Consider the following 15301-nt stretch of genomic DNA (forward strand, 5'->3'; position numbering starts at 1 on the left):
CATGCTGAAAAACTATTTGCTCATCGCATACAGAAATATCAAAAGGAATAAATTCAGGACAATGGTCCATGTGCTGGGACTTTCCCTCGGCGTGGCGGTTTGTTTGATGGTTTTCCATTTGGTTTTCTTTGAATTCAGTTTTGACCGGTTTCATCCGGATAGGGAAAGGATCTATCAAGTCAATACCCTTTCTAAATTTCAGGATGGTGAATGGTTAAACAATGGTGTCCCTGTACCCCTGGCAGAGGTGATTCAGGAAAACGTGCCTGAAATAGAAACCATGTGCCAGGCTTATACGCTTTGGGAGGTAAAAGTTCGTGAAGGCGGAGCTAGCCGTCTTTATCATCCGGGAGAAAAGGTGGCCCTGGCAGATAATTCCTTTTTTAAAGTATTTCCCAGAGCCTGGCTGGCCGGAGATCCCAGTCGGGCCCTTAGTGAGGTAAACCAGGTAGTTTTGACTGCTTCATCTGCTAAAAGCTATTTCTCAACGATGCCGTACAATGAAATTTTGGGAAAGGAGTTGACTTATTTTTTTTACGATACCATTCAGGCGCAGGTGGTAGGGGTGGTAGCTGATTTTGAAGGACAGACCGATCTGAAAATAACTGATTTTCTCTCCATTGGTAATATGGCTGATCAGAAGGAATTTTACCAGGTCGAAAATTGGAATTCAGTTAACTCTTCCTTTCAGGTATTTGTCAAGCTTTATGACAAAAGCCAGGAAGACCAGGCTTCAGCCAAATTATTGAATTTGGCCTCCCCTTACCTGAATGAAGAAGAAGATGGGTCCATGGAATTTTCTTTATTGCCCCTGAGCGAATTGCATTTTCAAAGTCTCGATAATCCGGGGACCAGTAAGATGGTCCTAAATGGGTTGATGATCATCGCTGCATTTATCCTATTCCTCGCAGGTGTGAATTTCATCAACCTGGAAACTGCCAGGTCTGTCATAAGGGCTAAAGAAGTGGGCATTCGCAAAACACTAGGCAGCAATAGACCTCAATTGGTCTTACAATTTCTGACAGAAACGGGGCTGATTGTTTTGGTTTCTTTGTTGGTGGGTTTGGTATTAACTGAGATGCTCAGCAGGTATTTTGCTGATTTTTTGCCTAAGGATCTGAGTATTCATTATACTGCTTTTCACACCTTGATCTTTCTTCTGGCCCTGGGTATCATCTTAACTTCAGTCTCCGGAATCTTCCCGGCATTGGTTTTATCCAGTTACCAGCCTCAGAAGGCCATCAAGAATGATTTTAAAAACGGTCCCCGTTTTTCAATTGGTCCAATTTTACGCAAAAACCTGACGGTGTTCCAGTTTGCCCTTTCTATCGCTTTTGTAATCGCCGTATTGGTCGTATCTAACCAAATCGATTTCCTGATGAAGAAGGACCTTGGATTCGATAAGGAGCAGGTTTTGCACTTGAGGATCCCCCAAAATCAAGCTCAGATCAAAAAGGAAAGTTTTAAAACAACCCTGGACCAGCAAGGATTCGTTCAGCAGGTCTCTATGGGAAATGATGCCCTGGCTTCAAGTGGGCTCATGACTACCTATGCCGAAATGCAAAAAGACAGCAGTAAAGTAGAAATACCTGTTCAAATGAAGCACATCGATTCCGATTTTTTGGGTGTTTACAATGTCAATCTCCTGGTGGGAAGGAATTTAAGAAACGTACCTGGGGAAATTTTGATCAACCAGGAGATGGTTAAGGAAATGGGGTTTGAAAATCCCTCTGATGCCCTTGGAGTGGCCCTGAAAGTAAACGATGATGAGCATCTGATCGTGGGTGTTCTCCCGGATTTTCATTCACGTACATTAAGGGAAGGCATCCTTCCTTTGGTCATGTACCACCGGCCTGTAAATAGTAATGTGGTCAGTGTAAAGCTGAATGGAAAAGCTGACCTGCCTCAGGCAAAATCCACGCTGGATGGGATCAGTAAATCATTTTTCCCCAATGATGAACTGGAGTTCCGTTTTTTGGATGAATCGGTCAATGCTTTTTACCAATCTGAAATCAAACTGCAGAAGATTTTGAGCATGGCCACCATAATGGCAATTCTCATTAGTTTTCTTGGTCTGTTTGCACTGACCTCCTTTACCATCGCCCAAAAGACGAAGGAACTTAGTATTCGAAAAGTTTTGGGGGCAAGCATAGAGGAATTGATCATGAAACTTTCCAAAGAATATGTGATCCTGATCTTGTTGGCTTTTATATTAGGTGCTGCTCCAGCCTGGTACTTTCTAGGCCATTGGCTGGGAGATTTTCAATACCGGATCGATATGCCCTATGGCTTGTATTTTTTGTCAGGGTTTTTTGCCTTGCTTGCCACTTTGGTTATTGTAGGTCTGCACGCCTACCAGGTAGCCCAGAAAAATCCTGCTGAGGTGCTGTCTAGTGAGTGAAAATGCAGTTGATTTCAGGCACCCCCTAATTATTAGTTTATTTTAATCTGTTGGTCTCGTCAAAATCCCTCCCGAAAAAAATTGGGACAGGCTCTTTTTCCCTGTTTTAAAGTGGGATTTGCCTGCGGTTTCTTTTTCTGTGCCCGTTTCATTTTCCTATCTCTCTTAGCCGTATTGTACAGTTTAGAATCAATCGTGAATTCAAAATTTCAACAGCTCCCCTTTCACCTTCGAAATGCCGCCCATTCAATGCTGTTTTTTAACAATTTCCGGTACCGTGGATCGGCAAAAATTCCGGGACCGTGGCCTGGTTGCAGGTATACCGATCGGGTTTTTGAGTTGATTTCCCTGGTCCACATCAGGTGCTCCATGCTTTCCGAATGGGAGCTGCTGATCAATACATTTACTTGCGGAGAAATAAAAACCTGACCATATATCTCATCAAAAATTTCAAAATCTTCCATTCCCCAGACGATAGGATGATCTTTGTCTGCGATTTTGACATCAAAATGTACATCATGCTGGTAGGTAGATTGTGTTTGGGTATCATCCCCATTTTCAATGTACCTGCCTCCTAATACATCCCGGTAGAAATCCCAATCCTGGTAGGAAACGATGGCATGATGGAGAAATACCAGTCCTACGCCTTCCTTTACCATTTGTTCAAATCCTGCCTTTTCCGCTTCGCTGATTTCCTGGACCATATCATAAAAGAGAATCACATCAAATCCCTCAGGGTTAAGAAAATAAGCATTGGCATCGGGCTGGGCCAGTTCCTTATATTCAATGTTACCCAAAGCATCCATCATTTCGAAAAAAGCTAGGCGATCAAATCCATGTCCCCCTGTGATCACCAACAGGGAGGTTTTCTCATCCTGGGCAAATGTTACCTTTGCCATGCACAATAAGATAAGCAGGTATACACACAATACTTTCATAGCGGGCTTATTTTATATTAGGGACACTTTTCGGGAATTCTGCCACCAGGTCTGAATGCCGGCGCAGCATGGTTTCCAATAATTCCTTAAGTCGGTCTTTTAATTCCTGTGGCTGTATGATGGTCACCTCATCGGCCATCATGATGATCCACCTCATAAAACCTTCTATAGAACAGGTCATAAAGGTCAGTAGAACAGTTTCACCGCAGTCCTCTTTTAGTACAAATCCCTGGTCATACAGTTGGGAATGGAGGTATTTCACCATTGATTTTTTTGTTGCTATGACCACTTTGGTCAGGTTCTCCTCTTTCTCTATTTTTTCAAGATAAGTCTGAAGAGAGGGGTGCTCCCCTTCGAATTTTTCCCCCATGACCTTTAACCCATTGATTCTGTCCAGCCGGAAGGTGCGGTAATCTTTTCTTAACCTGCAATAAGCGATCATGTACCATTGCTCGAAAGCAAAATAAACCCCGATTGGTTCAAGGATACGGGTAGTGGTCTGCTCTTCTACGAAACTGGTGTAGCAGATTTCGATCAATTTGTTTTCCGAAAGGCTATCCAATACCCCTTGCAGTACCTGTTCCTTGCCAGCTGCTTGCAGACTGTTTTTTCTTCTCACCTGTATGTGGGAAGATAGGTGCTCGATGACATCTTTTTCCGGTTGGCGAAGGACTGATTTGATTTTGTAAACAGCAGCTTGAAAATTTTTACTGCTTTCTCTATCCGCTACTTTTTCAATGACCTTTTCTGCCACCAGGAAAGACAAGGCCTCTTCCCGGGTAAACATGACTGGTGGAAGCCGGTAGCCGTCCACCAGGGCATATCCCTGTCCTGCCTCTCCGATGATGGGGACACCCGCCTCCTCCAGGGCCCGCATGTCCCGGTAAACGGTCCTGAGACTTACGCCAAACCTTTCCGCAATCTCATTGGCCCGGATCAGCCTTTTGGATTGCAGCTGGGTGAGAATAGCGGTAAGTCTGTCTAGTCTGTTCATCTGTTATAAATGCAATTCAATGTAAGGATTTTTTAGTGTCTGAAAAAATCAATGATTTTTTTGAGGAAAAGGTAAGCCTGCTGACATAGGGCTGTCACAGTCGGGTGTTTAATTTGGGATATCAATAAAATGCTAACCAAATAAAGATCATTATGGAGACCAAAGCAGTAAAAAGCGAAACCAAACATCAAATCATTTCTCCCTCCCAGATGCTTGCCCATTGGCAGGGACATCGGAAGTTGACCAGGCGGGTCATTGAGGCCTTTCCGGCCGACCAATTGTTTACTTTTGGTTTAGGAGGCATGCGCAGTTACGGGGAGATGGTCAAGGAGTTGATCGCCATTGCCGGGCCGGGGGTGAAGGGGCTGGCTATTGGAGAGTGGAAAGAATTGGATGAAAACCTGGACCTGGGCGACAGCAAGGAAAAACTGTTGAAAATGTGGGATGAAACCACTCAGGAAATCGACCACTGGTTTCCCAAAATCTCATTGGATAAATACCAGGAAACGGTGCTTGCCTTTGGTCAATACGAAGACAAATCTTACTGCACCCTGCTGTACTTTATCGACAATGAAATTCATCACAGGGGCCAGGCATATGTTTATCTTCGGGCATTGGGCATCGCCCCGCCTGATTTTTGGGAGCGGTAACCTGTAGACGTGAGATTTCTTCCGGTAGAAAATCAAAAAATAAAGCCCGAAGTTGTATAGCTTCGGGCTTTAATCATTCATGCTCCGTTTATCCAGTTTTCTACCTCATCTTTGGTAGGGTTGGGGGCTTCCAGTTTGAGTTTTTTTCGTTTTCCGCAGACATCATTGAACAACTTGTTTGGGTTTTGTCCCCTGAGTTGCTCCAATGTATGGATATTCAATTCCCGAATGGCCGGTACCAGTCCGGGATGAATACCCCTTGCTATAAAATCATCGTCTGTAGCGACCTGCACTTTTTTCTCCGGTTTCATTTGTGGAAAGAACAAGACTTCCTGAATGGTACTTTTGTTGGTCAGCATCATGCAGAGCCTGTCGATGCCTATGCCCAATCCTGAGGTTGGAGGCATGCCATATTCCAATGCACGCAGAAAATCCTCATCCATGGCCATGGCTTCATCATCTCCTCTGGCTGCCAGTTTGAGCTGTTCTTCGAAGCGTTCCCGCTGATCAACCGGGTCATTCAGCTCTGTGTACGCATTGGCGATTTCTTTTCCATTGACAAAGAGCTCGAACCTTTCCACCAGCCCGGGTTTGTCCCGGTGTTTTTTGGCCAGAGGGGTCATTTCTATGGGGTAATCGGTAATGTAAGTGGGTTGAATAAGATGGTCTTCCACCTTTTCACCAAAAATTTCATCAATGAGTTTTCCTTTCCCCATGGAGTCATCTACTTCCACTCCCAAATCGGTACAAACGGCTCTCAGGGCTTTTTCATCCATCTGGCTTACATCCACCCCTGCATATTCCTGAATGGATTCAAACATGGTCAGCCTTCGGTAGGGCCCGGCAAATTCAATGGTGTTTTGGCCTACCTTTGCCTGCGTTTCGCCCAATACGGCCTTGGCAATTTGCCCCAATAGGTCTTCCACCATTTCCATCATCCAGTTATAATCCTTGTAGGCCACATAGATTTCCATGGAGGTGAATTCAGGATTATGGGTGCGGTCCATGCCTTCATTCCGAAACATTTTTCCGATTTCATACACCCCTTCAAACCCGCCAACGATCAATCGTTTCAGGTAAAGCTCATTGGCAATTCTTAAAAACAGGGGAATGTCAAGGGCATTGTGGTGGGTGTCGAAAGGTTTGGCGGCAGCTCCGCCATGTACCTGCTGAAGAATGGGGGTTTCCACTTCCAGCCAGCCATGATCATCAAAATACCTTCTCATGGAAGAGATGACCCGCGACCTGGCCACAAAGGTGTTTTTCACCTCCGGATTGACCACCAGATCCACATACCGCTGCCTGTACCGCAATTCCGGGTCGGTAAAGCCATCATAAACATTTCCTTCCTCATCCCTTTTTACTACAGGAAGCGGTTTCAGGGATTTGGAAAGCAGCGTCAACTCCTGAACATGAAGTGAAATTTCTCCGGTTTGGGTGGTGAAAATAAAGCCTTTAAGCCCAATGAAATCACCGATGCCCAGTAATTTTTTAAATACGGTATTGTAAAGGGTCTTGTCTTCCTCCGGACAAATGTCATCTCTTCTCACATAGATCTGCAGCCTGCCGCTACTGTCCTGTATTTCCGCAAAACTGGCTGAGCCCATTATTCTGCGGGTCATTAGCCTTCCTGCTATGCTGATATTCTTATAGTCGTTTTTGCGATTTTCGTAATTTTTATGGATATCTGCCGCAGAGGCATTGATGGGGTAGGACAAGGCAGGGTAAGGGTCAATGCCCAACTGCATCAGTGATTCCCTGTCTTTTCTTCTTTCTATCTCCTGTTCGTTCAGTAATTGCATGTATTAAGGTGGTTATGCTATTGTTGGAAATTCAGGCAGGTTTTTACGCCTGCGTATCTCTTGTTTGATTAGTTTCAGTTCCCTGCCTGTTTGGCCGGAGATCCCGGAATTTTCTTCCGCTCTCCTGCCCAGATAGGGCAATACTTCTTTTATCGGACCATAGGGCAGGTATTTGACCACATTAAAGCCAGCTTTGGCCAGATTAAAGGAAATGGGGTCGCTCATCCCGTAGAGTTGAGAAAAATAAATCCTTTCATCCGTACGGGAAAGCCCATGCAGGTCTATCAATTCAGCCAGTACCCTATTGCTCATTTCATTGTGGGATCCGCTGACCAGGGAGATCCTTTGCTTGTTGTTGATACAGAATTGCAGGGCCTTGTCATAAGCCTGGTCGGTAGCTGACTTTGTCGCATGAATGGGGTCAGGATAGCCTTTTGTAGCAGCCTTTTCCCGCTCTTTCTCCATGTAGGCTCCTCTCACCAATTTGGCTCCCAGGAAATATCCCCTGGCCACGGCATCGTGATGCGCATCTTTCAAATTCCGCAGCATGTCCTTCCGGTACAACTGATAGGTGTTGAAAACCAAAGCACGTTCTTTGTTGAATTGCCGCATGGCTTCCTGTACCCATTGGTCGATTATTCCCTGAAACCAGCTTTCCTCGCCATCAACCATGATGCGAACATTGCTTTGAAATGATTCCTGGCAAATACCCATGAATCTTTCTTTACCCTTAGACAGGGTCGCCTGCGCTTGATCAGAAAGCTGCTGATTTTCCTGGGCCTGGGCAAGAAGATTGGTATCCACTATTCCAGAAACCTTAAAAACAGCAAAAGGCAGGTTTTCGTTTTTGCAGGCTTCATCTATGGTCCGTAAAATTTCCTCTTTGGCTGCAACAAAACTGTTTTCGTCACTTTTTCCCTCTACAGAATAATCAAGTATGGATTTGACCCCAAACCTGGCCAGCCGGTTAATTGTAGGTTTACAGGAATCGATATTTTCCCCGCCGCAAAACTGTCGGAATACGGTTTCTTTGACTACTTTTTCCATAGGAAATCCCAGTGAAAAGGCCATTTTGGTCAGCCAAAGTCCGGTTTTCACCAAGGCAGGATAGCCCAATAATCGGAACAATGCACGGGTTTTTTTCAATTCATCGTCCGAAAGGTGGGCAAAAGCTGTCTCCAGATTGTCAAAAGAAAAAGCAGGTTTTTTTTCCATTTTCAAGGGGCAAAGATACCAAAAAAAACAGCTTGAGAGATGTATTTGCACTTTCTATTTACCCTATACCGGAATTTTTTAGTCTTGTAGAAATGAAATACAATTCCAAGGCTCGTATAACTTGTCGTCCTTGGAAAAAACCGGGATAAAGTATGGACCTGGTAAATAGAAATGATTAAATGGATGTAATGGGATAAAAAAAATGAATTACTGTTTGATTTTTAATTGGGGAAAGGTTACATTTGGAGCATGAAAAAATTCGCGGCTACATATTTTAGCTTTTTTTACTTTTATTTTCGTCCCCACGGCCGAATCGGAGCTGCGTACTGTCTTGAAAAAATATAATTAAAGATAAACAAACACAGGAGCCCGATTCGAGAGAGTCGGGCTTTTTTATTTAACCGTAAATCAAACAATGGAAAATCACTTACAAACGAAAGACTGGGGCCTGGGCCTGGACAAGGAGCACCTGATCATCGCTGGACCCTGTAGTGCCGAAACACCCGAACAAATCGAAAAGGTTTGTCAGGATATGATCGCTGCAAATGTGGTCCCTGATGTGTTCAGAGCAGGTATATGGAAGCCAAGAACCAGGCCAGGTAGCTTCGAAGGAATCGGGGAAGATGGCTTGAAATGGATGGAAATCGTCAGGCATCAGCTCAATATTCCCATCACTACTGAGGTGGGAAACACCGCCCATGTGGAATCTGCCTTGAAGCATGGGGTAGACATCTTGTGGATTGGTGCCCGGACTACGGTAAACCCCTTTGCCGTTCAGGAGATAGCTGAAGCGCTCAAAGGTGTGGACATTCCTGTGATGGTGAAAAATCCGATGAACCCGGATCTGGAACTCTGGAGAGGTGCCCTGGAAAGACTACAGGCAGTAGGGGTAAACAAATTGGCAGCCATTCACCGGGGATTCAGTGATGCTTACGACAAGAAATTCCGTAACAAACCAAACTGGTCCATGCCGATTCACCTGAAAAGGATTTGGAAAGGCATGCAGGTAATCAATGACCCCAGCCATATTGTAGGTAATAGGACAGGGCTATTGGAAACAGCCCAGCGAGCGATTAATTTTGGATTGGACGGCCTGATGATTGAAACCCACCATGATCCGGACAATGCATGGAGTGATGCCAAACAACAGGTTACCCCCCAGCAGCTCAAGGATATTTTAAATCAGATTGATTTCAAGCATACCCTTCAGACTGAGCATCCTTCAGAAAAATTGCAGGACCTTAGAAATGCGGTTGATCATCTGGATGATCAGTTATTGGATCTTCTGGCTGAGCGTTTTTCCATCATTGATCAGATTGGTTCTCACAAGCGTGAGCACAACCTTACTGTTTTTCAGGCCGATCGCTGGAAGCAGGTCATGGATTCCAGAACCCAGAAGGGCATGGCCAAAAACCTAAGCGAGAAATTTATGAAGGAGTTGCTTTATTGCATTCATGAAGAATCAGTTAAGCGTCAAGAGAAAAAATTACGACAGGAACAACCATCCAACAAATCTGTATGACGGTTAAGCCCGTTTTATTTCATTGAAGTATTCTTTTGGCAGTTTTGGTTTTCAGGTTTGACCTTAATATCAAATTTACGCAAAAAGCATGCTGAATGTGGTATACTCCCTGGCAGCAAATATTCAGGAAATAAAACGGGTTTAATTTTTTACCTTTACCAAAAAAAACCGTTTTGGAAACAATCATATTTTCTTCCCATATCGCAGAGGATCTGCAGCGTTATCTCCATAATAAAAAATATTCCAGGTTAGGGATTATTATGGACAGCCATACCATCAAGCATTGTTACCCGCTTGTTTCAGAAGGACTACCGGAACATTGCCTGCATGCCTTTGATGCTGGCGAGATACATAAAAACCTGGATACTTGTCAGGGTATCTGGCAATGGATGACAGACAATAATTTTGACCGCCAAACCCTGATTCTTAATATTGGGGGAGGAGTAACCGGAGACATGGGAGGCTTTTGCGCCAGTACCTATAAGCGGGGAATCCGCTTTGTCAATATCCCTACCACCTTGCTGTCACAAGTAGATGCCAGTGTGGGAGGTAAATTGGGTATAGATTTTAATGGATTTAAAAATCACATTGGCGTTTTTAATCAGCCGGAAGGAGTCTTAATCAGTGAGGAATTTTTGACAACCCTACCAGAGGCCGAATTGCGCTCAGGCTATGCTGAGGTGATCAAACACGGTCTCATCAGGAATGAAAATTATTTCAATAGTTTGAAGACGGAAAACTGGCAGAGCCAACCCTGGAAGGATATTATTGAAGTTTCGGTAGGAATCAAGCGGGAGGTGGTAGACAAGGACCCCAAAGAAAATGGCCTTAGAAAAATTCTCAATTTTGGACATACCATCGGGCACGCCATTGAGTCACACTACCTCAACAGCCCTTACCAACTTTTACATGGGGAGGCTATCGCCATAGGCATGGTAACGGAAGCTTTTCTGTCTCATAAGTTTTTGCGCCTTCACAAAGTCCACCTGGACATCATTCAGCAAAAATTGCTGGCCGTTTTTGGTAAAATATCTATTTCCGACAAGGATTTTGATGCTATCATCAAACTTTGTTTTCAGGACAAGAAAAATGATGGAGAGAAACTTAATTTCTCATTGCTGAGAAAAATCGGAGATTGTGATTTTAATATAGTGGTGGACCGGGAGGCTGTTGTGGAGGCATTGGAATATTACAACAACCTGGAAGAGTAGCCAAATGGGGATGACTTTATGCATCACCTTTTATTCTACCATTAAGCAATAAAAACATTCATGAAAAGCATTGAATTACCCCTACTTGAATCCTTTGGTAAAGTCCGTATACCACTTCCTTCATCTAAGAGTGAAAGCAATCGGGTTTTGATCATTGATGCCCTCACAGAAGGGGAAAACAAGTTATCCAATCTGGCTGAGGCCAGGGACACCCAGACCATGATCCGCTTGCTTAAGGATGATCCTGAAATCCTTGATGTACTGGATGCCGGTACCACCATGCGGTTTTTAACGGCTTATGCTGCCCTGAACAACAAGGTCAAAATCCTGACAGGTACCCCTAGAATGTGTGAACGCCCCATAGGCATACTGGTAGATGCCTTGCGGGAGATCGGAGCTGAAATTGAATACCTTAAAAATGATGGTTTTCCTCCTCTGCGCACCCTTGGCTTTGCCGGACAAAAAGCCAGTGAAATCAATATCCGTGGAGATGTAAGCAGCCAATATATTTCAGCTCTGCTAATGAACGCACCTTTACTTCCCAAAGGCCTTGCCTTAAATCTTACCGGTAAGGTGGGGTCCCGTACCTACATCAGCATGACATTGGAATTGATGCGTACTTTTGGCGTGGATTACCAATTTGAAGGCAATCGCATCACTATTGCCCCACAGAAATATCAGGCTACCTCATTTTCTGTCGAGAGCGATTGGTCTGGAGCAAGTTACTGGTTCAGTTTACTGGCCTGTTCCAGATCCGGAGAATTGTTTTTGGATGGGTTAAAGGCCGATAGCCTGCAGGGTGATGCCCAGATCGTCCCCATCATGGACCGACTGGGTGTGGAAAGTACCTTCCGGGATGGAGGAGTTTTACTAAAACATCAACCCATCCGGGGTTTGCCTGAATTTGATTTTACCCATTGCCCAGACCTGGCCCAGACAGTGGCGGTTACCTGCGCCCTGACAGGCCAGCAAACTGATTTTACAGGGCTGGAAAGTTTACGGATCAAAGAGACTGACAGGATTGATGCTTTGCAAAAGGAACTGGCAAAAATCGGTTCCAAACTTGAGGAAAGAAGACCGGGTGTCTTTACCCTCGTCCCGGCAGAGCAAATTCCGGAAATGGTTGAAATTGAAACCTATGATGACCACCGCATGGCCATGGCTTTTATGCCTTTGATTAGCAAAACAAAGCTACGTGTTCTGGATCCGGAGGTGGTAAACAAATCCTACCCTAGTTTTTGGAATCATTGTGAACTTCTGGGAGTAAAGGCAAAGTACCAGGATTAATCGTTTTGATTATCAAAGATGAAAGGGCTGTATACCATTGTCCTGCTACTGCTTTCCAATGCCTTCATGACCATGGCATGGTACGGGCATCTGAAGTTTAAGGAGCTGAGGTGGTTTGAGAATCTGGGGCTGATTTCCATTGTGCTGATCAGCTGGGGCATTGCGCTCTTCGAATATTTCTTTCAGGTCCCGGCAAACAGGATAGGCTATAAGGAAAATGGAGGTCCATTTAGCCTGGTAGAATTAAAAGTATTACAGGAAGTGATCACTTTGGTAGTGTTCATGGGGTTTACGCTATTGTTTTTCAAAAACGAAACCATTCGGTGGAATCATTTGGTGGGTTTCTTCTTTTTGGTAGTGTCGGTTTATTTCATATTTAAAAAGTAAAAGCAATTGGAAAAACAATTGAAAATTGCCATTCAAGGCGTACTTGGTTCCTTCCATCATCAGGTAGCCCAGCAGTATTTTGGGGAAAGTATAGCAGTTTTTGGCTTCAATACCTTTGAGGAAGTGGCTAAAAGCGTAGAAAACGGAACAGTAGATTTCGCCGTGATGGCCATAGAAAACTCCATTGCAGGAGCCATTTTGCCCAATTATGACATTATCGACAGGCATGACCTGTTTGTAGTCGATGAGTATTACCTGCCCATATCCCATAACCTGATGGCCCTTCCCGGGCAGCAGCTTTCAGCGATCAGGGAAGCCAGGTCCCATCCCATGGCTTTGTTGCAATGCAAGCATTTTTTTGCCAGTCACCCTGGAATTCTTCCGGTAGATGATGTGGATACTGCTTATGTTGCAAAGGTGATAGCAGAACAAAAACTACAGGGATTGGCAGCAGTGGCCAGCACCAAGGCGGCTGAATATTACGGACTGGAAATCCTGGCCAGGGACATACAGACGGTAAAAGATAATTTCACCCGTTTTATCATCCTTCAAAAAGATAAGCCAGCCCCAGGCATTGCCCCCACTAAGGCCAGTCTGAAAATTACCGTTCGCAATGAGAAGGGAGTATTGGCTAAATTGCTGACAGTAATGAGTGAGCATGACCTGGATCTGACCAAAATTCAATCCATCCCGGTAATGAGCAAACCCTGGGAATATACTTTTTTTATTGATACCTTAATTGCAGATGAAGGTCAATTTAAAACTGCAATAGACTTGATCGAAGCCAAATATGGAAATGTGAAAATATTTGGTGCTTACCAAAACAGAAAATGATGAAAGGGTATTCAGAAAGATTGGCGGAGGTTCAGGAATATTACTTTTCCAAAAAACTCAAAGAGGTACAGCAACTCAGGAATGCCGGTAGGCCCATCATCAATATGGGAATAGGGAGTCCGGATTTGCCACCTGATCCCAGTGTAACTAGCGCACTTATTGATACGGCTGCTTTACCCAATTCCCATGGTTACCAATCTTACCAGGGTACCCCTGAACTCAGGAAGGCAATGACGGATTTTTATTCCAGGAATTATGGAGTGAAACTGGATCCCCAATCCGAGATGCTTCCCCTGATGGGGTCAAAGGAAGGTATCATGCACATATCTATGGCTTTTCTGGATGAGGGAGATGAGGTATTGGTGCCCAATCCGGGATATCCTACCTACACCTCGGTAACCAGGCTGCTGAAAGCCAGGCCCGTTTATTTTGACTTGTTGGAGCAAGGTGATTGGGAACCTGATTGGGAGGCACTGGAAAACCTGGATCTTTCGAGGGTAAAACTCATGTGGGTCAATTATCCCCACATGCCCACAGGGGCTAAAGGATCCATAGCGCTCTTTTCCAAACTGTTAAACTTTGCCCGCAGAAATGATATTTTACTGATTCATGACAATCCTTACAGCTTTATTCTGAATGAGGAGCCGCTGAGTTTACTTGCTCTTCCGGGGGCGATGGATCATGTTCTGGAGTTGAATTCATTGAGCAAAACCTTCAATATTCCGGGTTGGCGTGTGGGAATGCTGGCAGGGAGGGAGGATTATCTTCAGGCGGTATTGCGGGTGAAAAGTAATATGGATTCCGGGATGTTTCTGGGAATTCAGGCAGGAGCAGTGGCTGCACTGGGCCTGGATAATTCCTGGATCAGTTCTATGAATGCCATTTACGCCAGGAGAAAAGCTTTGGTGTTGGAAATGACAAAACAGTTGCAATTGGAGGTTTCTGAAGGAGCTGTAGGTTTATTTGTCTGGGCCAAGGTGCCGGCATCTGTTCAGGCACTGGAATTGGTTGACAGGTTGCTGTATGAGAAGGATATTTTCATCAGTCCCGGAATGATATTTGGCAGCAGGGGAAATGACCATGTCCGTTTTTCCCTTTGCGTTGACGAATTATTGATCAAAGAGGCACTTGGCAGGCTTTTTAAATAAAACAATCATGAAAAAAATACATATTATTGGTTTGGGATTATTGGGAGGTTCATTCGCCCTGGCACTTAAAAAAGTTTTCCCGGATTGGGAGATAACCGGTTTTGACAATGATCCGGAACACATGGCCATGGCCCTGGAAATGGGGCTTATTTCCCGGAAACTGGAGGTGCCGCAGGAGGATACTGATGCGGTCATTTTGGCAACACCGGTAGATACGCTTCTTGGACTGCTGGAAAAAACCCTGGAGCAGGTGGGACCAAACACCTTGGTCATGGATTTTGGTTCTACAAAAGGACAGCTTTGCCGTCAAATGGCCACCCATCCCAAAAGGAATCAATATTTGGCAGTTCACCCGATCGCAGGCACGGAAAATTCAGGTCCAGGTGCTGCAGCAGGAAACCTATTTGATGGTAAGGTTTTGATTATCTGTGAAATGGAAAAAACGGATATTCACCTGAAGGGTCTTGCATATGATATCTTTGAGGCGGTAAACATGAAGCTACGGTTCATGGATCCCGGTGATCACGATCTTCACCTTGCCTTTGTTTCTCATCTTTCACATGTGTCCTCCTTTGTATTGGGAAAGACAGTGCTGGACAAAACGAAGGATGAAAAAAACATTTTCGATATGGCAGGCAGCGGCTTTGCTTCTACGGTTCGCCTGGCCAAAAGTTCTCCGGCCATGTGGGCCCCTATATTTTTAGAAAATAAGGAAAATGTCCTGGAAGCCATGGATAGTTATATCGAACACCTCTCCCAATTTAGAAGCATGATTGCGGAGGGAAATGTGGATGGCTTGAATCATGAAATGCTGGAGGCAAATAAAATACGGGATATTTTAGATATTAAGGAGTAAACGGAAATAATATTTTCGGTATTAGTAATTATTCCTGATTATTTTGTAGATTTATT

Annotated in this window: 13 protein-coding genes; 9 read left to right on the plus strand and 4 right to left on the minus strand. The window is 44.5% G+C overall.

Annotated elements, in window-relative coordinates:
* The first annotated feature begins 1 nt into the window (after position 1).
* Complete coding sequence (locus G9Q97_RS13120) at positions 2-2401, plus strand: ABC transporter permease (protein WP_166147552.1); 2400 nt, start codon at positions 2-4, stop codon at positions 2399-2401.
* Between the two features lie 224 nt (positions 2402-2625).
* Here G9Q97_RS13120 and G9Q97_RS13125 read toward each other — a convergent pair whose 3' ends face one another.
* Together G9Q97_RS13125 and G9Q97_RS13130 are read right to left on the minus strand one after the other, a co-directional pair.
* Entirely contained in the window at positions 2626-3339 is a 714-nt protein-coding gene (locus G9Q97_RS13125; RefSeq protein ID WP_166147553.1) for a ThuA domain-containing protein, read from the minus strand.
* A 7-nt stretch (positions 3340-3346) separates the two neighbouring features.
* Positions 3347-4333, minus strand: coding sequence for a helix-turn-helix transcriptional regulator (locus G9Q97_RS13130; RefSeq protein ID WP_166147555.1), 987 nt, complete (start codon positions 4331-4333; stop codon positions 3347-3349).
* 152 nt (positions 4334-4485) lie between these two features.
* Here G9Q97_RS13130 and G9Q97_RS13135 point away from each other — a divergent pair, with 152 nt between their 5' ends.
* Positions 4486-4983: a DinB family protein gene (locus G9Q97_RS13135; RefSeq protein WP_166147557.1), complete on the plus strand. Its 498-nt coding sequence runs from the start codon at positions 4486-4488 to the stop codon at positions 4981-4983.
* A gap of 77 nt (positions 4984-5060) precedes the next feature.
* On the opposite strand, the gene lysS is transcribed toward G9Q97_RS13135, so the two are convergent.
* Positions 5061-6785, minus strand: coding sequence for a lysine--tRNA ligase (gene lysS, locus G9Q97_RS13140; protein WP_166147559.1), 1725 nt, complete (start codon positions 6783-6785; stop codon positions 5061-5063).
* A gap of 12 nt (positions 6786-6797) precedes the next feature.
* Entirely contained in the window at positions 6798-8000 is a 1203-nt protein-coding gene (locus G9Q97_RS13145) for a proline dehydrogenase family protein (protein WP_166147561.1), read from the minus strand.
* Positions 8001-8415: 415 nt separating this feature from the next.
* On the opposite strand from G9Q97_RS13145, the gene G9Q97_RS13150 reads away from it, so the two are divergent.
* The 7 genes from G9Q97_RS13150 to G9Q97_RS13180 all read left to right on the plus strand — a co-directional run bounded on the left by G9Q97_RS13150 (position 8416) and on the right by G9Q97_RS13180 (position 15245).
* Complete coding sequence (locus G9Q97_RS13150; RefSeq protein WP_166147563.1) at positions 8416-9522, plus strand: chorismate mutase; 1107 nt, start codon at positions 8416-8418, stop codon at positions 9520-9522.
* Positions 9523-9695: 173 nt separating this feature from the next.
* Positions 9696-10733, plus strand: a complete 1038-nt coding sequence (gene aroB / locus G9Q97_RS13155; protein ID WP_166147565.1) for a 3-dehydroquinate synthase — start codon at positions 9696-9698, stop codon at positions 10731-10733.
* 60 nt (positions 10734-10793) lie between these two features.
* Entirely contained in the window at positions 10794-12020 is a 1227-nt protein-coding gene (locus tag G9Q97_RS13160; protein ID WP_166147567.1) for a 3-phosphoshikimate 1-carboxyvinyltransferase, read from the plus strand.
* 18 nt (positions 12021-12038) lie between these two features.
* Positions 12039-12407: a DMT family protein gene (locus G9Q97_RS13165; protein ID WP_166147569.1), complete on the plus strand. Its 369-nt coding sequence runs from the start codon at positions 12039-12041 to the stop codon at positions 12405-12407.
* Positions 12408-12413: 6 nt separating this feature from the next.
* The gene (locus G9Q97_RS13170; RefSeq protein WP_246255653.1) at positions 12414-13241 is read left to right on the plus strand and encodes a prephenate dehydratase; all 828 of its coding nucleotides are present in this window, start codon (positions 12414-12416) and stop codon (positions 13239-13241) included.
* Entirely contained in the window at positions 13241-14389 is a 1149-nt protein-coding gene (locus G9Q97_RS13175) for a pyridoxal phosphate-dependent aminotransferase (RefSeq protein WP_166148077.1), read from the plus strand. Before G9Q97_RS13170 ends, G9Q97_RS13175 begins: the two co-directional genes overlap by 1 nt.
* A 7-nt stretch (positions 14390-14396) precedes the next feature.
* Positions 14397-15245 carry a prephenate dehydrogenase gene (locus G9Q97_RS13180; protein WP_166147571.1) on the plus strand — a complete coding sequence of 283 codons (849 nt, stop codon included), beginning with the start codon at positions 14397-14399 and terminating at the stop codon, positions 15243-15245.
* Positions 15246-15301: the final 56 nt, after the last annotated feature.

The sequence above is a fragment of the Cyclobacterium plantarum genome (assembly GCF_011290685.1).
Lineage (GTDB): Bacteria > Bacteroidota > Bacteroidia > Cytophagales > Cyclobacteriaceae > Cyclobacterium > Cyclobacterium plantarum.

Bases quoted from the DNA above. Each gene is read 5' to 3' on its own strand.
- G9Q97_RS13135 (WP_166147557.1), top strand. From the start codon at position 4,486: ATGGAGACCAAAGCAGTAAAAAGCGAAACCAAACATCAAATCATTTCT.
- G9Q97_RS13130 (WP_166147555.1), bottom strand. From the start codon at position 4,333: ATGAACAGACTAGACAGACTTACCGCTATTCTCACCCAGCTGCAATCC.
- G9Q97_RS13165 (WP_166147569.1), top strand. From the start codon at position 12,039: ATGAAAGGGCTGTATACCATTGTCCTGCTACTGCTTTCCAATGCCTTC.
- G9Q97_RS13120 (WP_166147552.1), top strand. From the start codon at position 2: ATGCTGAAAAACTATTTGCTCATCGCATACAGAAATATCAAAAGGAAT.
- G9Q97_RS13160 (WP_166147567.1), top strand. From the start codon at position 10,794: ATGAAAAGCATTGAATTACCCCTACTTGAATCCTTTGGTAAAGTCCGT.
- lysS (WP_166147559.1), bottom strand. From the start codon at position 6,785: ATGCAATTACTGAACGAACAGGAGATAGAAAGAAGAAAAGACAGGGAA.
- G9Q97_RS13145 (WP_166147561.1), bottom strand. From the start codon at position 8,000: ATGGAAAAAAAACCTGCTTTTTCTTTTGACAATCTGGAGACAGCTTTT.
- G9Q97_RS13150 (WP_166147563.1), top strand. From the start codon at position 8,416: ATGGAAAATCACTTACAAACGAAAGACTGGGGCCTGGGCCTGGACAAG.
- G9Q97_RS13175 (WP_166148077.1), top strand. From the start codon at position 13,241: ATGAAAGGGTATTCAGAAAGATTGGCGGAGGTTCAGGAATATTACTTT.
- G9Q97_RS13180 (WP_166147571.1), top strand. From the start codon at position 14,397: ATGAAAAAAATACATATTATTGGTTTGGGATTATTGGGAGGTTCATTC.
- G9Q97_RS13125 (WP_166147553.1), bottom strand. From the start codon at position 3,339: ATGAAAGTATTGTGTGTATACCTGCTTATCTTATTGTGCATGGCAAAG.